Genomic DNA, 19107 nt, shown 5'->3' on the forward strand with positions numbered 1-19107 from the left:
GCCTGGCTCGGCCTTCACGTCGACGAGAGCAGCACGCTGGTCGCCGGGGGTGAACGCCTCCTTACGGCGCGATGACGCACCGGGTGGCGACTTGGACGGTCCGGGCCGGTCTGGGAGATTGGGCGGCATGTCTGAACAGGTTGATGTCGTGGTGGTGGGGCTCGGTGTCGGCGGCGAGGAGACGGCCGGGCGCTTGGCCCAGGCAGGGCTCCGGGTCGTGGGGATCGAGTCGCGGCTGGTCGGTGGCGAGTGCCCGTACTACGGGTGCATCCCGAGCAAGATGATGATCCGGGCCGCGAACCTGATCGCCGAGACCCGCCGCGTCGACGGCATCGCCGGTACGGCGAGTGTCGAGCCGGACTGGGCTCCGGTCGCGAAGCGGATCCGCGAGGAGGCCACCGACACCTGGAACGACAAGGTCGCCGTCGATCGCCTGGTGAACAAGGGCGCGACCGTGATCAAGGACTTCGCCACCGTCACCGGGCCGAACACGGTGCGGGCCGGCGACCGTGAGTTCGAGGCGACCCGTGGCATCGTGATCGCGACCGGCACGATCCCGGCCGTGCCCCCGATCGACGGTCTCGCCGGTACGCCGTACTGGACGAACCGGGAGGCGATCGAGGTCGAGACGCTGCCGGCCTCGCTGCTGATCCTCGGCGGCGGCGCGATCGGGATGGAGCTCGCCCAGGTCTTCGCCCGGTTCGGGGTGCGGGTGACGGTTCTCGAAGGCGCTCCCGAGGTGCTGGCGATGGAGGAGCCGGAGTCCGGCGTCCTGGCCCGCGAGGCCCTGGAGCGCGATGGCGTCAGCTTCCGCCGCGGCTCGCACGCCCAGCAGGTCGGGTACGCCGACGGCGCGTTCACCGTCACTCTCGCGGACGGTTCGACGGCCACCGGCGAGAAGTTGCTGGTGGCAACCGGCCGGCGGATCGCGACCGCGGACCTCGGCCTCGACAAGCTCGGCCTGGATCCGGCCGCGCGCCGGATCGAGGTCGACGAGCACGTCCGGGCCGGCGACCGCGTGTGGGCGATCGGCGACGTGACCGGCGTCGGCGTGTTCACGCACAACGCGATGTATCAGGCCGACGTCGCGGTCCGCGACATCCTCCAGGAGCCGGACGCGCCGATCGCGAGCTACCACGCGATGCCGCGGGTGACGTTCACCGACCCGGAGATCGGCGCGGTCGGGCTCACCGAGAAGCAGGCCCGGGACGCGGGCCTGAACGTGCGGACCGGCCTCACCGAGATCCCGGCGTCGACGCGTGGCTGGATCCACAAGGCCGGCAACGAGGGGTTCATCAAGGTCGTGATGGACGCCGACCGGGGCGTGCTGGTCGGTGCGACGAGCGCGGGCCCGACCGGTGGCGAGGTGCTGAGCGCGCTGGCGGTCGCGGTGCATGCCGCCGTACCGGTGAGCTCGCTGCGGCAGATGATCTTCGCGTACCCGACGTTCCACCGCGCGATCGGGGAGGCGCTCAAGCAGTTGTGAGACCGCTTGTTGCGAATGAGTCGCAGATGGATCAAGAATGTGCGGGTGCATGTTCCTGACGGTTTCTTCGACGCGCCCACGTCCGTCGCCACCGGCCTGATCGCGGCCGGGGCGGTCGGCATCAGCCTGCAGCGGGCGAACCGCGAGATCCGCGAGACGGGGCCGGCGCTGGCCGGCCTGACCGCGGCGTTCGTGTTCGCGGTGCAGATGGTGAACTTCCCGGTCGGCGCCGGAACGAGCGGTCACCTGCTGGGCGGTGCGCTCGCGGCGGCACTCGTCGGGCCGTGGACCGCCGTACTCGTGATGTCGACGGTGCTGCTGGTCCAGGGGCTGCTGTTCGCCGACGGTGGGCTGACCGCGCTGGGTACGAACATCACGTTGATGGGCCTGATCACGGTGCTCGCCGGGTACTTCCTGACGCGCGCGCTCCTGACGGTGCTGCCGCGGCGAGTGGGCAGCGTCGTACCGGCGGCGACCGTCGGAGCGCTGGTGTCGGTGCCGGTCGCGGCGCTGGCGTTCACCGGCCTGTACGCGATCGGCGGCGCAGTCGCCATCCCGGTCGGGAAACTCGCGACCGCGATGGTCGGCTGGCACGTGCTGGTCGGCATCGGCGAGGCCGTGATCACCGCTGCGGTGCTGAGCGCAGTCGTCGCGACCCGGCCCGACCTCGTCCACGCCGCTCGGCACTTGCAGCAGGACCTCGTCCTGGTCGATGCCGACGGCAACACCTCGACGGTGTCCCCGGACAAGCCGGTCGCCGCCCGGCCGGCCGGACGGTCGCTCGGTGTGGGTGTCGCGGTCACGCTGCTCGTGGCCGGAGGCTTGAGTCTGTTCGCTAGCGCGCACCCGGACGGACTGGAGTTCGTGGGCGCCAGGCTCGGGTTCGACGGCGCGGCGAAGGACTCGGCGGTCGCGGGCAGTCCGCTGGCCGATTACGGCGTACACGGCATCGGCAACACCCAGGTGTCCGGCGCGCTCGCCGGGATCATCGGCGTCCTGGTGACGATCGCCGTCGGCCTCGCGATCGCGAAGCTCGCCTCGCTGCGGGCCACCAAGGCCTCATGAGTGGGGACGGCCTGCTGGTCGCGGTGGACAGCCCGGTCCACCGCATCCCGGCGCAGGTGAAGCTGGTCGCGCTGTTCGTCTTCGTGCTCGCTGTCGTCGCCACCCCGGCCGCCGTCTTCTGGGCCTTCGCCCTGTACGCCGTGATGCTCATCGCGGCCGTGGTCGTCGCGAAGCTCCCGGCGACCGTGGTGTCGCGGCGGCTCGCGGTCGAGACGCCGTTCATCGTGTTCGCCCTGCTGCTGCCGTTCGTCGCGACCGGCCCGCAGGTCACCGTCCTCGGCCTGCACCTGTCCCAGTCCGGCGTGCTCGGTGCCTGGAACGTGCTGGCCAAGGGGACGCTCGGTGTGATCGCGGCGATCTTGCTCTCGGCCACGACCGCGCCGCGCGACCTGCTGGCGGGGCTGGAGCGACTGCGGTTGCCGGCGACACTCGTGGCCATCTTGTCGTTCATGGTCCGCTACCTCAGCGTGGTGTCGGACGATCTGCACCGGATGCGGGTTGCCCGCGAGTCTCGTGGGTATACCGGAGGTCGGGCCGGACACCTGAAGGCAGTCGCGGGAGGAGTGGGCGCGTTGTTCGTGCGGAGCTTCGAGCGCGGCGAGCGCGTGCACCTCGCGATGCGGTCGCGTGGCTATACGGGCCGGATGCCGCTGCTCAGCGCGCAGGGTGCGTCCAGTGCGCAGTGGGTCGAGGGTCTGGCGATCTCGCTGGCCGCCGTGGTGGTCGCGATCGCAGCCAGGGCGGTGACCTGGTGAGCGGTCCCGCGATTCAGGTCGAGCGGCTGGTCTTCGCCTACCCCGACGGTCGGCAGGCCTTGTTCGGCGTCGATTTCACTGTCCAGAAGGGCGAGCGGGTCGCGCTGCTCGGTCCGAACGGAGCCGGTAAGACCACCTTGGTCCTGCATCTCAACGGCATCCTGGGCTCGGTCGCCGGCGGCACCGGGAGCGGGCGGATCCAGATCGGCGGCACGGGTCTGCACCGGGATCACCTGACCGAGATCCGGCGCAAGGTCGGGCTGGTGTTCCAGGACCCGGACGACCAGCTGTTCATGCCGACCGTCCGCGACGACGTCGCCTTCGGTCCCGCCAATCTCGGCCTCCGCGGCTCCGAGCTCGACGACCGCGTCCACGAAGCGCTGGTCCAGGTCGGGATGCAGGACCACGCCCACCTGGCGCCGCACCATCTCTCCTTCGGCCAGCGCCGCCGGGTCGCGGTCGCCACGGTCCTCGCGATGCGCCCCGAAGTACTCGTCCTCGACGAACCGTCCAGCAACCTGGACCCGGCCGCCCGGCGCGAGCTCGCGGACATCCTCGCCGGACTCGACGTGACGCTGCTGATGATCACGCACGACCTGCCGTACGCCCTGCAGCTGTGCGAGCGGAGCCTGCTGATGGACGACGGCCGGATCGTCGCGGACGGCAAGACCCGCGACCTGCTCGGCGACGCGCGTCTGATGGCCGAGCACCGGCTGGAGCTGCCCTACGGATTCGACCCCCTGTCCGTCACCGGCCCGGAGCGCCCATGAAGATCACGCAGGTCACCGTCGAATCCACGTCCGAGCCGAAGGCCCACCCGGTCCGCGACGCGATCCAGTTGCTCGACCGCAACGGCGTGACCAGGGTGCGGATCGACACCGACGAGGGCGTGAGCGGCGAGAGTACGACGTACTTCGGCCGCGTCGAGAGCTCGCCGGCGGTACTCGCGAAGATCGTCAGCGAGCAACTCGCCCCGGAGATCATCGGCGAGGACCCGGCGCTGATCCGCGGGATCCGGCAGCGGCTGCGGACGCTCACCGACTACCAGGGGACGGCCGGACTGTCGTCGTACGGGATCTCGGCGATCGATCAGGCGTTGTGGGACCTGCTCGGGAAGTCCCTCGGCGTCCCGGTCTGGCGGTTGCTCGGCGCGCAGCGGACCGCGATCCCGGCCTACGCGATGGTCGGGTGGCTCGAGCTGGACGTCGCGGGTCTGGAGAGCGTGTCGGCGAAGGCGATGGAGCAGGGCTTCCGCGGCGTGAAGATGAAGGTCGGCGGCGGCCCGCTGACCGAGGACGTGCGCCGGATCAAGGCGGTCCGCAACGTCATCGGGCCGGACGCCCCGCTGATGGTCGACGCCAACCAGGCCTTCGGGTACGCCGAGGCGCTGCGGCGCGGGCGTGTGTACGAGTCGATGGACTGCACCTGGTTCGAGGAGCCGCTGCCGGCCGGGGACACCGAGGGGCATGTGCGGCTGGCGGAGAAGCTGGATCTGCCGATCGCGACGGGGGAGAACCGGTACGGGCAGGCGGCGTTCCGGGATCTGATCGAGCGCGGCGGCGTCGGCGTCGTCCAGCCGGATCTGCGGCGGGCCGGTGGGCTGACGGACTGCCTGGAGATCGGGCTGATGGCGGCCGGGTTCGGGGTGCCGTACGCGTCGCACGGCGGTGGGGCGCATATCCATGTGCTGGCTGCGCTGCCGAACACCATCTATGTGGAGAGCGGGCTGTTGCCGGCCGACGGGCGGGTCGAGCTGGTCGATGGTTGCTATCCGCTACCGACCGGGCCAGGTCTGTCTTCCTGGGACGGCTAGTTGGTGACCGTCACCGGGAATCCACGGTGAATTTGTTACCAGGCCCTTGTGTGTTACTGGCGAGTCGGGTGAAAGTGACATGGAGTACTTCAGTCGCCACTCCTCGCACAGGCAAGGCGGTCCGCCCATGAAGTCCATCGCCAGTTTGCTCACCGCCGCGGCACTCGGTGCCGCGCTGCTCCTCAGTCCCGGTGTCGCGCACGCCGCGGCTCCGAACTACGTCTCGCTCGGTGACTCGTACGCCTCCGGCGTCGGCACCCGCACCTACATCTCCAGCAGCGGCTCGTGCCAGCGCTCCACGAAGGCCTATTCGTACCTCGACGCCGCCCGGATCGGTGCCAACCTGACGTTCGTGGCCTGCTCCGGCGCGAAGGTCGCGGACGTCACCGCGAACCAGTTGCCCTCGGTCACCAGTGCCGCGGACATCGTCTCGGTCCAGGTCGGCGGTAACGACGCCGGCTTCTCGTCGGTGATCACCGAGTGTGCCAAGCCCTCCTGGCTCGGCGACTGCACCAGCGCCGTCGCGGGTGCCCAGTCGATCATCAACAACACGCTGCCCGGCCGGCTGAACACCCTCTACGGCTCGATCAAGAGCCGGGCCTCGTCCGCGCACGTCGTGGTCGTAGGGTACCCGCGGCTGTTCAACGGCACCGACTGCAACGCCGGCACCTTCTTCAGCCCCGACGAGATGACCAGGCTGAACGCGACCGCCGACCTGCTGAACTCGAAGATCTCCGCCGCCGCGAGCGCGGCCGGGTTCGCGTTCGTGAACCCGACGTCGAAGTTCATCGGGCACTCGGTCTGCGGCAGCCCCGAGTGGATCAACGGCCTCTCGAACCCGGTCAGCGAGTCCTACCACCCGAATGTCACCGGCCAGGCGGCGTACGCCGATCTGGTCCAGCCGGCGCTCTGAGACCGGCCCCTCCCCGACACCACCCGGTCCTGGGGGCCGGGTGGTGTCGGCTGTTGGAGATGCGGAACGGGCCGGTTCGTGGTGTCATGCTGAGGTGGCGCGGAGGTCTGTGGACTGGTTGCTGCGAGCCAGGATGCAGGCCAACTGCCTCGCGCGTCCGGTGGACGAGGCCGGCCCCGGAGGGGTGGCCGACGTCGTGCGCCGGACGGGGGGACTCCAGGCGCAGACCTGGCGAGGCGCGGCGTACGGCGTCCGCGCGCGATCTACGGCGACGACCCTGTCCGATGTGTCCGTTGCCCAGGAGACCGATCGCTCGGTGGTGCGCGGCTGGTTCATGCGCGGGACGATCCAGCTGGTCGCGACCGAGCAGGCCGGCTCGCTGCTCGGTCTGCTCGGTCCGAAGCTGATCAAGGACACGACCCGGCGGTACGGCGAACTGGGCCTGACCGAGCCGATCCGCGCGAAGGGTGCCGATGTCCTGGAGGCCCACCTGCTCGCGAACGGCCCGTGCGGCCGCGCCGAACTGGCCGACGTTCTGGTGCGTGCAGGTCTGATCGCCGAGCCGAAGGGCCAGGCGGTCTATGCGTTGATCCGGCATACGGGACTGCTCGGCCGGCTCTGTTACGGACCCGGCCACGACCGCACCGAGTCCTGGGTCGCCGTCCGCGACTGGCTGGGCCGACCCTTGACCCTGGACGGTGATCTGGAAGGGCTCGCCCGGCTCTATCTGAGCGCGTACGGACCGGCGACCGCGCGTGATTTCGCCACCTGGTCGGGCCTGCCCGTGCCGCTGGCTCGCCGCGGTATCGAGGCGGTGGCGACGAACACCTTCGACGTCGACGGCAAGCAGCTCGCGGCCGTCGACGACCTGCCGGGATGCGGCGATCTCCGGATGGTGGGGGAGTTCGACAGCTACCTCCTCGGCTACCAGGACCGTCATCAGGATCTGCCGGCCGCCATCTATCCGGGCGGCGGCATGCTCCGCCCCGCCGTCCTCGACTCCGGACGGGTGGTCGGCACCTGGCGGCACGCCGACCTGTCGGTGGACGCCTTCGGTGCCCCGGTGGACCTCGCCGCCGAGTTGGCGGACCTGGTCCGGTTCGCCGGTTGATCGTATATTCCTGAGCGGGTATATATGGAGTCATGACCGAGACCTTGAGTTCCGAGAACGGGCGCACCGTCCTGCGGATGCGCCGTGAGCTGCGGCACCCGGTGGAGAAGGTGTGGCGGGCGATCAGCGAGCCGAAGCACTTGGCCGGGTGGTTCCCGGCGGCGGTCGAGCTCGACCTGCGCGTGGACGGTCCGGTGACCTTCACGTTCGAAGGGGAGCCGGGCGCCCCGGTGGACCTGCGGTCGCACGGCGTGATCCGCGCCTACGAGCCGCCGAGCGTGCTCGAGTACACCTGGGGCGTCGAGGTCCTTCGCTGGGAGCTGACGCCGACCGCCGACGGCTGCACGTTGCACCTCACGGCGACGTACGACGACCGCTCGGGATCGGCGAGTTTCGCGGGCGGTTGGACGCTGTGCTTCGACGCACTGGAGCGGTTGCTGGGGGACACCGCGCCGGAGCGGGACTACCGCGTACTGCATGAGCACTTCGTCAAGGTGTTCGGGCTGGACGAGGCGCAGGTCGCGGCCGACGGCGAGCTGCGGTTCGAGCGGCAGTTGGTGCAGCCGAAGGAAGCCGTGTGGGAGCGGCTGGCGGGTGCGCAGACCGCGACCGTCGGGACCCCGCCGCCGGCCGGATTCGTTGCCAAGGGCATTGAGCCCGGCCCTGTCACGGCCGTCGAAGAGCCGCTGCGACTCGTCTACCCGTGGAGCGGCGGCGAGGTCACGTGGACCTTGCGCGACGGGAACGGCGGAGCCCGCCTGGTCCTCACCCAGACCGGCCCCGCCGCCGACTACCGCACGCCGTGGCACGACGCGATCGAGTTCCTCGCCGCCGAGCTAGCAGGCTGAGCCCGCTGAGACATGCGCGCGGAGGTGCTCCGCGCGGTGCGCCTCAACGTCGTGGCGAAGGTTTGCGGGCCAGCCTGCTGACTTCGTCGAGCAGTTCCTGCAGCTGACCGGCCAGCGTGCTCCGCGCTGCGGGGGACAGGGAGGCCACCAGCTCGGACTCCCGCGTGAGCACCTGATCGACCGTCCGCTCGATCAGGTCGTGCCCGAGATCGGTGAGCGTGACCAGTACCGCGCGAGTGCCGTCATCGGCCGACCGGCGAGTGACCAGACCCGACTCCTCGGCCCGGGCGACCCGCTGCGAGATCGCGCCGGCGGTCACCAGGGTCCGGCTCGCCAGCTCCCGCGTGCTCAGCTCGTACGGCGCTCCCGCGCGCCGCAGGACACTGAGCAGGTCCAGCGTCGCCGGATCCACACCGGCCTCGGACAGCACCCGGCGCCGATCGTCGGCGAACAGCTTCGCCAGCCGCCACAGCGGAGTGACGATCTCGATCGAGTCGGTCGGCGTACCGGGGCGCTCGCGCTCCCAGGCGCGGGCGATCTCCGCGGCGGGGTACGGACTCGGGCCGTCGAGTGGGTAGTTGTCGGTCACGGCACCCATGGTACGTTTAGGGCTAAACATTTAGAGCTAAACGTGAGGATGTCGTGATGAGGACGATCGTGGTGACCGGGGGAGCGACCGGGATCGGGCGGGCGACCGCGGAGCGTTTCCGGGCCGACGGTGACAACGTGGTGATCACCGGGCGGCGTACCGACGTACTGGAGAAGGCCGCGGCGGAGCTCGGCGCGCGGGCGGTGGTGTGCGATGCGACCGACCCGGCGCAGGTCGAGCGGTTGCTGGATGCACTGCCGGAGCAGGTCGACGTCCTGGTCAACAATGCCGGCGGCAACACCGACTTCGGCCGCCCGGACGGTGGTCTCACGCAACTCAAGGCGAATTGGCTGGCCAACCTCGAGGCCAACCTGATCAACGCCGTGCTCACGACGACCGCGCTCGCGCCTCGTCTGACCACCGCCGTGGTGCACCTCGGCTCGATCGCCGGTGCCCGCGGGCCTGGTTCGTACGGCGCCGCGAAGGCGGGGCTCGCGCTCTGGAACGCCGATGTCGCCGCCGAGCTCGGCCCGCGCGGAATCACCTCGAATGTCGTCGCGCCCGGATTCACGGCCGGCACGGAGTTCTTCCAGGGCCGCCTCACCGACGAGCGGCGCGAGACGTTGCTGCAGGCAACTTTGACCAAGCGTGCGGGGGAGGTCGGCGACATCGCGGGCACGATCCACTTCCTCGCATCACCGGCCGCCCGGCACCTGACCGGTCAGGTGCTGCACGTCAACGGAGGCGCCCTGACCGGTCGTTGATGCGTGACAACGTGGGCCAGATGTGACAATGGGCGACATGCGTCCGACCGTCAAAGATGTCGCCAAGCTGGCCGGGGTGTCGCCGAAGACGGTGTCGAACGTGATCAACGGCGTCGTCTTCGTCCGCCCCGAGACGCGCGCGCGGGTCGAGAGCGCCCTCGCCGAGCTCGACTACGTGCCGAACATGAGCGCTCGGGGACTGCGCAACGGCCGCTCGGGGATGATCGCGCTGGCGCTGCCCGACCTGCTCCGGCCGTACTCCGCCGAGGTGGTGCACCTCGTCGTCGAGCTGGCCCACGAGCGCGGCTGGGGCGTGCAGATCGAACAGACCGCGGCCGAGCCCACCCGTGAGTTCGAGCTGCTCTCGAAGGCCCGCGCGTATCTCGTCGACGGCTTGATCCTGAACCCGGTGAACCTCGACGACAGCGCGGTGATGTCGGCCGGGCCGCTGCCGCCGGTGGTCCTGATCGGCGATGTGGACCAAGACGTCGTCAGCCAGGTCGCGATCGACAACGTCGCGGCCGCGCGGGAGATGACCGAGCACCTGCTGGCCCGCGGCTGCCGCCGGATCGCCACCGTCGGTACGCCGGAAGTTCCCCGCGGCTCCAGCGGCGCCGGCGTCCTCGGCGGAACAGCCGAATCACCGGGTACGGCGGCCTCGCGCCTGCGGACCATCGGATATCACCAGGCCCTCGAGGCGGCCGGTCTCCCGATCGATCCCGCACTCGAGGTCAGCCTGGATCGCTGGAGTCCGGAAGGCGCGGCGATCGTGGTGGGGAAGTACCTGGCCGATCACGAGTTGCCCGACGCGTTCTTCTGCTTCACCGACTCGATCGCCTCCGGCGCACTGGCGGCGCTGTGGAGCGCGGGAATCGACGTACCGCGGCAGACGATGGTGGCCGGGTTCGACAACATCATCGAGAGCCAGTTCATGATCCCGCCGCTGACCACGGTCGACTTCGACCGCCGGGCGTTCGTCGCGGCCGCGCTCGACCTGCTGGCCGAGCGGATGGCGGACAAGGACGCGCCGCCACGCAGGGTGATGATTCCGCACCGGATCGTCGAGCGCGCGAGCACTGAACGTTAACGGTCACGTTTGAACAAAATCACACAAACGATTCTTGTGTGCACCATTCTAACGATGTAATTTTCGGTTCGCCCCTTGAAGGAGACCGAATGACTGACCTCTCCCGGCGCGGCCTGCTGAAAGCAGCGGCTGCGCTCGCCGGTGGCGGGCTGCTCGTCGGCTGCGCGCCCGGTGGCTCGCGCTCGACGACCGACCTGAGCTACTGGCATCTGATGACCGGCGGTGACGGGACGGTGATGGCAGGCCTGGTGGATGCCGTCAACGCCGCGAACCTCGGCTTCCACGCCACCCAGACGGTGCTCGCGTGGGGCCCGCCGTACTACACGAAACTCGCGATGGCCTCGGCCGGTGGCCGCGCTCCCGACGTCGCGATCATGCACGCGTCCCGGATCGCCGGCTACGCGCCCGGCGGCCTGCTGGAGCCGTGGGACCTCGACCTGCTGGCCGAGGTGGGCCTGCACGAGAGCGACTTCCCGGCGCGGGTCTGGGAGAAGTGCCAGTACGACGGGAAGCTGTACGCGATCGCCCTCGACACGCACCCCTTCGTGCTGTACTACAACACCGAGCTCACCGAGAAGGCCGGTGTCACGGACACCCTGCGCTCGATGAAGAGCCCGGAGGAGTTCACCGAGGTCGCGGCCAAGCTGCAGAAGGTGACCGGCAAGCACGGTCTGTCCTACGGGTACCTCGGCGACGGCGCGCAGATGTGGCGCCTCTGGTACACGCTGTACAAGCAGACCGGCGCCGAGATGAAGCTCGTGCCCGGTCAGCCGGCCGAGGTTGACAAGGACGCCGCGGTCACGACGCTGAAGTTCGTCCAGTCGTTGCTCAACGACACGATCGCCTCGCGCAGCGGCGACGGCGGTACGGCGACCAGCGAATTCCTGCACGGTGAGAGCGGCCTGTTCTTCGGTGGTGTCTGGGAGCTCCCGGTGCTGAAGGACGCGAAGCTGCCGGTCGACGCGATGCCGATCCCGACCCTCTTCGGGACCCAGGCGGCGTACGCCGACTCGCACACGTTCGTGCTGCCGCGGCAGTCGAAGGTGTCGCCGGAACGCCGTAAGCACGTGTACACGATGGTCGCGGAGATCCTGAAGCGGTCCGCGAAGTGGGCCGGTGGCGGGCACATCCCGGCGTACCAGCCGGTGGCGACGGGTGCCGAGTACCAGGCGCTGAAGCCGCAGTCGAACTACGCGGGGATCCCGGCCTACGTGAACTACGACCCGGACGTGTGGTTCAGCGGCGCGGGCAGTGACTTCCAGAACTACTTCGCCGAGAACGTGCAGAACGTGTTCCTCGGCAGTGGTGACCCAGCGGCCGGGTTCGACGGTTTCGTGGCGCGGCTGAACAAGCTGCTCGACCGTCCGCAGCCGGTGTGAGAGGAGAGACACAGATGTCGACTGCCATCGACACTCCGGCCGCCGCGGCGGAAGAGACCATCACCCAGGGCAGGGCGAAGGCGAAGCGCGGGGAGACGCTCACCGGGTGGGCGTTCGCGGCGCCGTTCGCCGTACTGTTCGTGCTCTTCCTCGTGGTTCCCGCGGTGTACGGCCTGTACCTGAGTTTCACCGGTGAGACGCTGACCGGTGCGGGCAGCGGACTCGTCGGCTTCGCCAACTACGGCGAGGCGCTGACCGACCCGGACCTGTGGAAGTCGCTGGGTAACACGGTCTGGTTCACGGTGCTCAGCACGGTCCCGCTGATCGTGCTGTCGCTCGCGCTGGCGCTGCTGGTGAACCTCGGACTGCCCGGCCGCTGGCTGTGGCGGCTGTCGTTCTTCATGCCGTACCTGCTCGCCTCGACCGTCGTGGTGATGTTCTGGAGCTGGATGTACAACCCGACGCTCGGGTTGATCAACGGCGTACTGGCGAAGTTCGGAGCCGCGCCGGTGGCGTGGCTGCAGGATCCCAAGGTGGCGATGATCTCGGTCGTGATCACCACGCTGTGGTGGACGATCGGGTTCAACTTCCTGCTGTACCTGGCCGCGCTGCAGAACATCCCGGAGGAGCAGTTCGAGGCGGCCGCGATCGACGGCGCCGGCAAGTGGCGGCAGCTGTTCTCGATCGTGATCCCGCAACTCGGGCCGACCACCGCCCTGCTGCTCACGTTGCAGCTGCTGGCCTCGCTGAAGGTGTTCGACCAGATCTACATGCTCACCAACGGCGGCCCGGCCGGGTCGACGCGGTCGATCGTGCAGTACATCTACGAGTCCGGCTTCACCGGTTACCGGTTCGGTTACTCGTCGGCCATCTCGTACCTGTTCTTCGCGCTGATCGTCCTGGTGTCGCTGGCGCAGTACAAGCTGATCAACCGCAGGAGCGCCCCATGAGCACCTACACGCTGGCCCGGAACGTACGGAACGTCCGGAACATCAAGCAGACGCACAAGCCGGGCGAGAACCCGTGGAGTGTTTCCCGGATGGCCGCGCTGCTGGTGCTCGCGGTGCTCGCCGTGACGTGGCTGGTGCCGTTCGCCTGGGCGGTGCTGACCTCGCTGAAGAGCGAGGCGGACGCCGGCGCGTCGGGGATCACGATCAACCCGCCGGACGGGTTCAGCTTCGATGCCTACCGCAAGGTACTGTCCGCGGGTGACATCCCGTCCTGGGCGTGGAACAGTCTGATCACGTCGGTGGCGATCACGCTGATCACGGTCGCGACGTCGGCGCTGGCGGGGTACGCGTTCTCGCGGGTGAACTTCCGGGGCAAGCGCTGGCTGTACGCCGCGATCATCGCCGCGATCATCATCCCGCCGCAGTTGCTGATCGTCCCGCTGTTCCGTCAGATGCTGGCGTTCAACCTGGTCGACACCTACTGGGGCATCATCCTGCCGCAGGCGTTCGCGCCCGCGATGGTGCTGATCCTGAAGCGGTTCTTCGACCAGATCCCGGTGGAACTGGAGGAGGCCGCGCGGGTGGACGGCGCGAGCCGGCTGCGGGTGTTCTGGTCGATCGTGCTGCCGCTGTCGCGGCCGATCCTCGCCGCGGTGGCGATCTTCGTCTTCATCGGTGCGTGGAACAACTTCCTCTGGCCGTTCATCGTGACCACCGACGCGCACCTGATGACGCTGCCGGTGGGCCTGCAGACGGTGAAGAGCGCCTACGGCCTGCAGTACGCGCAGAACATGGCGTCGGCGATCCTGGCCGCGCTGCCGCTGGTGGTGGTGTTCCTGTTCTTCCAGCGGCAGATCATCAAGGGAATTGCTACCACTGGCTTCGGTGGTCAATGACCCGGCCGGAACAAGGTGTGGACACCGGTTTCGCTACGCGGGATTCCGGTTACTATCCCTTGAAAACCTGGTCACTCTCAGCGAGGGTTGCCTGATCACTTCCGCGTCGTTTCCGGGTGCGGGGAGGACGGGGGAGTGTGCGGTCGTACGACCGCGTCCACCGCCACTCGGGGGCAGTTCACGATGAGAAGGGGGAAGTGTGTCAGCGATGAAAAGGCTCGCCGAGCAGTGCCGTGATGTGAGGAGTCACGGCAACGAGGGACTCGGCCGAGCTTCGGTCCAGCCAGCGGTGTGCACCGGCATCCACGAGGTGAGCTCGTCGATCCCGTCGGTGCGTCCGCGTCGCGTGGCGATGCTGAGGTTGAGCAACGGAATGACGACCACGCTGCGACTCGGCGACGGTGCCCAGGCACCGGCGCGTGGCGCGACTGTTTTCGTTCAGGGTGGCCGGGGCATGGGTGATCAGCCCGCCTCAGGTGGGGTCATCCTCGCCTGAGCTAGCCCGTAGCAACGACAACAGTCAGAGTCAGTGACTCGCCGGTCTCAGGTGTCAACGCCCAGCTGAGGCCGGCAAGTTCCTGGACCCGATGCCCTGCCGACCGCACCCGGCAGTGACCTCCGGGGCCTACTGGTCCTGCATCGGATCGGTGAACTCGCGGATCTCGATCGGCGAGTACCGCGCTTCCGGCAGCCGGGTCGCGATCTCCGTCGCCCGCTCCAGACTGCAGTCCACGATGTAGTAGCCGGCCAGGACTTCCTTGGCCTCGGTGAACGGCCCGTCGGTCACCGCCGGTACGCCGTCGTGGACCGTGACCACCCGCGCGTTCGCGGTGGTCAGTCCGATCCCGTCGACGAGCTCACCGTTGGCCTTCAGCTCGTCGGACAGGACGCGGTGCTGGTCGAGGACACCCTCGATCCCTTCGGCGTGCAAGGTGTCCCAGGTCTCGTCGTTCCCGTAGATCAGCAGCATGTACTTCATCGGCAGCCTCCATTCACCCGGATACGTCGGAGCCCCGGACATCTTCTCGACAGCTGTGTCGAAATCGGCCCCACCCCACCGCCCCGGTCAGGGGCTCACGGTATCGACTACCAGGTGGCACCCGCAGGCGCCCGTACCGTGGTGTTGAGGCGGTTGAACAGGTTGGTGAGCCCGATCATCAAGATGATCGCCGACAGTTCCTTCTCGCCGAAGTGGTCGGCCGCGGCATCCCAGATCTCGTCGCTGACCGCGGTCGGGTTGTCGGCCAGCCGGGTCGCGGCCTCGGTCATCGCGAGCGCGGCCCGCTCGGCGTCGGTGAACAGGTCGGAGTCCCGCCAGGCGGCGACCTGGTGCAGGCGCTCGTCGGTCTCGCCGTTCTTCAGCGCCGACTTGACTCCGCCGAACACGCACGGCGAGCAGCCGTTGATCTGGCTCGCCCGCAGGTGCACGAGCTCGAGCGTCCTGCCGTCCGTGCCGGACTGCCCGATCGCCTTGTAGATGTTCTGGATGCCCTTGGTGGCGTCCGGCAGAATCGCGGCGGGGTTGGTCATCCGTGCTTGCATGGCAGTTTCTCCATCAGGTCGGTAGGTCTTGGTTTCAGTCGACTTCACTGCCTTGACGGATGCTGCGCGGCCGATGTGACAGCGAATCGCAGATCTCTTCCGAGCCGTTCCGCCACGGGTGTTTCGAGATCGGAGTACTGCGCCGTCAAGCACACCGGCCCGGTCCACTGCAACTGTTGCAGGGTGGCGAACACGGCCGGCCAGTCGGACAGACCGTCCTCGGCCTCGACGAAGTTGGTCTTCCAGCCCCTCTCGGTGCGCAGGTAGTGCACGTTCTTCAGGTTCACGATGCCGAGCCGCTCCGCACCGAGTTCGAGCGTCACCGCGGGATGGTCACCGGCCAACGCGTCGTGCGCCGCGTCCCACACCAGCTTGAAACGCTCCGGCAGACCGTCCAGGAGTTGCAGTACGCCGAGCGTCGACGACACGTAGCGCCCGTGATGCGGCTGCACACCGACCTGTATGTCGTACCGCTCGGTCAGCGGGACCGCCTGCTCGAGGAGTTCGCGGTTGCGCCGGACCGAGCCGGCGTACCCGTCGGGCCCGAGCTCTGCCATGATCCGGATCATCGGTACGCCGGACTCCGCGCACGCCGCGAACACCGGCTCGGACAGGCCGCTCGCGACGCTGATCGGTTCGATGCCCTCGGCCCGTAACTGTGCGGTGAACTTCGGCAGCTCGGCCTCGACGTTCACCGGGGTGACGTAGGCGGTGTCGCGGACCGGCACCTCGGCGCCGCCGAACCCGATCCCGGCGATCAGCCGGCCGAGTTCGGCGCCGGGGAGTCCCGCCCACGGTTTGGTGAAAACGGACCACAGATAGGACATGTTCAGCGGCCTCCCAGCCCACTCATGGTGATACCTCGGACGAACCAGCGTTGCGTGAGGAAGAACAGGACGATCAGCGGGATCGTGGTGACGGTGGCAGCCATCAGGAGCAGGTTCCACTGGGTGCCGTTGGTGTCCTGGAACACCTGCAGGCCGACCGACGCCGTCCGGGTCGCGTCACTGTTGGAGATCACCAGCGGCCACAGCAGGTTGTTCCACTGGCCGATGAACTTGAACACCGCGAGCGTCGCGATCGCCGGGACGGCCAGCGGCACGATCACCCTGACGAACGCCTGCCACCGGTTCGCGCCGTCGAGTCGCGCGGCCTCTTCGTAGTCGCGTGGGATGCCGAGGAAGAACTGCCGGAGCAGGAACACCCCGATCGCGGTGAACGCGTGCGGCAGGATCATCCCGGGCCAGGTGTCGATGCCGTGTAGCTTCGCGACGAGTACGAACTGCGGGATCAGCGTCACCTGGGACGGAATCATCAAGGTCGCGAGGTAGATCCCGAACAGCCAGGTGCGACCCGGGAAGTTCAGCCGGGCGAACGCGTACGCGGCCAGCGCCGCCGTGACCGTCTCGAGGATCGTAGTACCGGCGGCGAAGTAGATGGTGTTCAGCAGGTACTTGCCGAGCGGGACGAGGCCGAACGCGCGGGTCAGGTTCTCGGGGTGCCAGCTGCCCGGCCAGAACGACGGCTTCGCGGCCATCGATTCGGCGTCGGACTGGAACGCGACCAGCACCATCATGACGACCGGGACCAAGGTGATCGCGGTGACCAGGAAGCAGGTGAAGACAACCAGCTTCTGACGGATTGCAGCTGTCTCAGTTGTCATAGTGCACCAGCCTCCGCTGGAAGAGGAACTGCGCCGCGGTGATGATCACGATGAACGCGAAGAGCACGAGCGACTGCGCCGCGGCGTACCCCTGGTCGTAGTTCTCGAAGCCGGTGCGGTAGATGTACATGACCAGCGTGGTGGTGCGGGTGCCCGGTCCGCCGTTCGTCATGATCAGCGCCTGGTCGAAGACCTGGAACGAGCCGATCACCGAGGTGACGATGACGAAGAACAGCGCGGGGGAGAGCATCGGGAGCGTGATGTGCCGGAAGCTGTTCCACGGCGACGTACCGTCCACCCGTCCGGCTTCGTAGAGCTGTTGCGGGATGGCCTGCAGGCCGGCGAGGAAGACCACCATGCCGAAGCCGAAGCTCTTCCAGACGCTCATCAGGATCAGCGCCGGCATCGCCCAGTTGTCGGAGATCAGCCAGGCCGGACCGTCGATGCCGAACCACCCGAGCACGGCGTTCACCAGGCCGTCGTGCGGGATGTAGAGCCAGATCCAGACGAACGCCACCGCCACCGTGATGGTTGCGTACGGCAACAGGAGCAGCGACCGGAAGACCGCGATCCGCCTGAGTCCCTGATTGAGCAGCAACGCCAGCGCCAGGCTGACCAGGATCGTCAGCGGCACACTCAGCAGCGTGAAGTACGCCGTGTTGCCGAGCGCGGACCAGAACGTCGGGTCCGGACCGAGCCGGGCGAAGTTGTGCAGACCTGCCCAGGTGGGTGCGCTGAACAGGTTCCAGTTCAGCAGCGAGATGACGCCGGCGGCGATGACCGGTCCGGCGGTGAAGATCAGGAAGCCGATCAGACTCGGCAGGATGAACAGCCATGCGGTGAGTGCCTCGCGGCTCCGCCGGCGCGGCGTCCGAGTCTCGCGTGAGGCCACTGGCGCGGTCGCCGGGGATGCGGTGTCGACAGCCATGACCTGATCACCCCTTCCTGGCGGTGGCTTGGCGGATGGTGTCCTGGTGCTGCCGCATCAGTACGTCGAGACGCGGGGTGAGCCCGTTGATCGCGTCGGCCACCGAGACCTGGCCGAGGAACGTCCGCGGCAGATCCTGACCGAGTAGTTGCTTGACCTGGTTCCAGTTCGTGGTGACGTCGAAGGCGTGCCCGCCGGCGAGCTTGCCGGCCAGGATCTGCTGGACGATGCCGAGGTTGTCCGGCGGCGGCTGGAACGCGCTCCCGGCACTCAACCGGGCCGGGTTGTTGCGACCGGCCTTCGCGTAGATGTCCAGCGCGCCGGTGCTGGTCAGGGCCTTGAGCAGCTTCCACGCGAGGTCGAGCTGCGCACCGTCGCGCACCCCCGATGGAATCGCGAAGCTGGAGCCCGAGACCCGCGGCGTGCTGCCGGCGGCGCCGGCCGGGAACGGGATCACGTCCCAGTCGAACTTCGCCTTCCGCGCGTTCACCACCTGCCACGGCCCGTTCTGCATGAACGCGACGTTGCCCTGCAGGAAGTTGGACAGCGAGCTCTCGGTGACCAGGTTCTTGATCGGCGGGGTGACCTTGTCCTTCACGAACAGGTCGATGACGAATTGCAGCGCCTGCATCGCCTCGGGCTCGCCCAGGATGCTCCGGCTCGCGTCCGCGCTCATCACGTTGCCGCCCGCGCAGTAGATCCACGACACCAGGTCGTCGATCGCGGGCGCGCAGGTGAAGCCGTACTGACCGGGCGTGGTGAGCTGCTTGGCGAGGTCGCGGAACGTTGCCCAGGACATCGGCTCGGTCTTGGACGGGAGTGGGATGCCCTGCTTCTTCAGCAGGTCCTTGTTGTAGTACATGACAGTCGGTGCGACGTCGAAACCGACCGCGTAGGTCTTCCCGTTGAAGGTCGAGATCCGGCGGCTGGTGTCGTAGAAGTCGTCGAGCCGGAAGTCCGGGTCCGCGGCGATCAGGTCGTCGAGCGGGCGGTGGGCGCCGCGCGCGGCGTACGTCGGGATCAGGGTGCCGTTGAGTGCGGTGACCAGGCTCGCCGTACCGCTGACGAGTTGCAGGTCGAGTTTGGTCGGGTAGCCGTTCGACGGGGTCAGCGTGGAGACCGAACGGACCTTGAGCTGCTGCTCGACGTACTTGCCGAAGTCTTCCCAGACTTTCTTCTCGGCGGGGCTGCTCGACCACATGGACCAGGTGGCGGTGCCCGACGACGGGCCGGACGAACAGCCGGCCGCGGCGAGCCCGAGACCGGCCAGTCCGGTCAGCTCGAGGAAGCGGCGGCGGGGCAGGGTGGTGCGCATGGT

General features: G+C 68.5%; 20 protein-coding genes. 13 read left to right on the plus strand and 7 right to left on the minus strand.

The annotated features are described in order from the left end of the window. Positions 1-127 precede the first annotated feature (127 nt). From ACFYRH_RS25305 to ACFYRH_RS25340, 8 genes are all read left to right on the plus strand, one after another. Positions 128-1486, plus strand: coding sequence for a dihydrolipoyl dehydrogenase family protein (locus tag ACFYRH_RS25305; protein WP_387780017.1), 1359 nt, complete (start codon positions 128-130; stop codon positions 1484-1486). A 45-nt stretch (positions 1487-1531) separates the two neighbouring features. Further along, a complete protein-coding gene (locus ACFYRH_RS25310; RefSeq protein ID WP_387780020.1) occupies positions 1532-2551 on the plus strand; it encodes an energy-coupling factor ABC transporter permease in 1020 nt (339 codons plus the stop codon). Beyond that, on the plus strand, positions 2548-3306 hold the full coding sequence (cbiQ, locus tag ACFYRH_RS25315; protein WP_387780023.1) for a cobalt ECF transporter T component CbiQ: 759 nt from the start codon (positions 2548-2550) through the stop codon (positions 3304-3306). Before ACFYRH_RS25310 ends, cbiQ begins: the two co-directional genes overlap by 4 nt. Next, positions 3303-4076 carry an energy-coupling factor ABC transporter ATP-binding protein gene (locus ACFYRH_RS25320; protein ID WP_387780026.1) on the plus strand — a complete coding sequence of 258 codons (774 nt, stop codon included), beginning with the start codon at positions 3303-3305 and terminating at the stop codon, positions 4074-4076. Before cbiQ ends, ACFYRH_RS25320 begins: the two co-directional genes overlap by 4 nt. Then, the gene (locus ACFYRH_RS25325; RefSeq protein ID WP_387780029.1) at positions 4073-5119 is read left to right on the plus strand and encodes a mandelate racemase/muconate lactonizing enzyme family protein; all 1047 of its coding nucleotides are present in this window, start codon (positions 4073-4075) and stop codon (positions 5117-5119) included. The genes ACFYRH_RS25320 and ACFYRH_RS25325 overlap by 4 nt, the downstream gene beginning before the upstream one ends. A gap of 127 nt (positions 5120-5246) precedes the next feature. Further along, positions 5247-6032: an SGNH/GDSL hydrolase family protein gene (locus ACFYRH_RS25330; protein ID WP_387780032.1), complete on the plus strand. Its 786-nt coding sequence runs from the start codon at positions 5247-5249 to the stop codon at positions 6030-6032. Between the two features lie 133 nt (positions 6033-6165). Then, positions 6166-7143 (plus strand): winged helix DNA-binding domain-containing protein, encoded by a 978-nt coding sequence (locus tag ACFYRH_RS25335; RefSeq protein ID WP_387780035.1) that lies wholly within the window; start codon positions 6166-6168, stop codon positions 7141-7143. Positions 7144-7175: 32 nt separating this feature from the next. Continuing rightward, a complete protein-coding gene (locus ACFYRH_RS25340) occupies positions 7176-7991 on the plus strand; it encodes an SRPBCC family protein (RefSeq protein ID WP_387780038.1) in 816 nt (271 codons plus the stop codon). Positions 7992-8034: 43 nt separating this feature from the next. On the opposite strand, the gene ACFYRH_RS25345 is transcribed toward ACFYRH_RS25340, so the two are convergent. Beyond that, a complete protein-coding gene (locus ACFYRH_RS25345; RefSeq protein WP_387780041.1) occupies positions 8035-8580 on the minus strand; it encodes a MarR family winged helix-turn-helix transcriptional regulator in 546 nt (181 codons plus the stop codon). A 56-nt stretch (positions 8581-8636) separates the two neighbouring features. On the opposite strand from ACFYRH_RS25345, the gene ACFYRH_RS25350 reads away from it, so the two are divergent. From ACFYRH_RS25350 to ACFYRH_RS25370, 5 genes are all read left to right on the plus strand, one after another. After that, positions 8637-9344 carry an SDR family NAD(P)-dependent oxidoreductase gene (locus ACFYRH_RS25350; RefSeq protein ID WP_387780043.1) on the plus strand — a complete coding sequence of 236 codons (708 nt, stop codon included), beginning with the start codon at positions 8637-8639 and terminating at the stop codon, positions 9342-9344. Between the two features lie 37 nt (positions 9345-9381). Continuing rightward, on the plus strand, positions 9382-10431 hold the full coding sequence (locus ACFYRH_RS25355; protein ID WP_387780046.1) for a LacI family DNA-binding transcriptional regulator: 1050 nt from the start codon (positions 9382-9384) through the stop codon (positions 10429-10431). A gap of 89 nt (positions 10432-10520) precedes the next feature. Then, positions 10521-11810, plus strand: coding sequence for an extracellular solute-binding protein (locus ACFYRH_RS25360; RefSeq protein ID WP_387780049.1), 1290 nt, complete (start codon positions 10521-10523; stop codon positions 11808-11810). A gap of 14 nt (positions 11811-11824) precedes the next feature. Beyond that, complete coding sequence (locus ACFYRH_RS25365; RefSeq protein ID WP_387780052.1) at positions 11825-12760, plus strand: carbohydrate ABC transporter permease; 936 nt, start codon at positions 11825-11827, stop codon at positions 12758-12760. Then, entirely contained in the window at positions 12757-13656 is a 900-nt protein-coding gene (locus ACFYRH_RS25370; protein WP_387780055.1) for a carbohydrate ABC transporter permease, read from the plus strand. The genes ACFYRH_RS25365 and ACFYRH_RS25370 overlap by 4 nt, the downstream gene beginning before the upstream one ends. 625 nt (positions 13657-14281) lie before the next feature. Here the strand turns inward: ACFYRH_RS25370 and ACFYRH_RS25375 are convergent. From ACFYRH_RS25375 to ACFYRH_RS25400, 6 genes are all read right to left on the minus strand, one after another. Further along, positions 14282-14635, minus strand: a complete 354-nt coding sequence (locus ACFYRH_RS25375) for a YciI family protein (RefSeq protein ID WP_387780057.1) — start codon at positions 14633-14635, stop codon at positions 14282-14284. A 107-nt stretch (positions 14636-14742) separates the two neighbouring features. Next, positions 14743-15198 (minus strand): carboxymuconolactone decarboxylase family protein, encoded by a 456-nt coding sequence (locus tag ACFYRH_RS25380; protein ID WP_387780060.1) that lies wholly within the window; start codon positions 15196-15198, stop codon positions 14743-14745. A gap of 44 nt (positions 15199-15242) precedes the next feature. Then, positions 15243-16025 (minus strand): sugar phosphate isomerase/epimerase family protein, encoded by a 783-nt coding sequence (locus ACFYRH_RS25385; protein ID WP_387780063.1) that lies wholly within the window; start codon positions 16023-16025, stop codon positions 15243-15245. A 2-nt stretch (positions 16026-16027) separates the two neighbouring features. Continuing rightward, on the minus strand, positions 16028-16861 hold the full coding sequence (locus ACFYRH_RS25390) for a carbohydrate ABC transporter permease (protein ID WP_387780066.1): 834 nt from the start codon (positions 16859-16861) through the stop codon (positions 16028-16030). Beyond that, on the minus strand, positions 16851-17789 hold the full coding sequence (locus ACFYRH_RS25395) for a carbohydrate ABC transporter permease (protein WP_387780069.1): 939 nt from the start codon (positions 17787-17789) through the stop codon (positions 16851-16853). Before ACFYRH_RS25395 ends, ACFYRH_RS25390 begins: the two co-directional genes overlap by 11 nt. 7 nt (positions 17790-17796) lie before the next feature. Beyond that, a complete protein-coding gene (locus ACFYRH_RS25400; protein WP_387780072.1) occupies positions 17797-19104 on the minus strand; it encodes an ABC transporter substrate-binding protein in 1308 nt (435 codons plus the stop codon). Positions 19105-19107 lie beyond the last annotated feature (3 nt).

Origin of the sequence: Kribbella sp. NPDC004875, from assembly GCF_042873375.1 — a bacterium.
In the GTDB taxonomy this organism is placed as follows: Bacteria; Actinomycetota; Actinomycetes; order Propionibacteriales; family Kribbellaceae; genus Kribbella.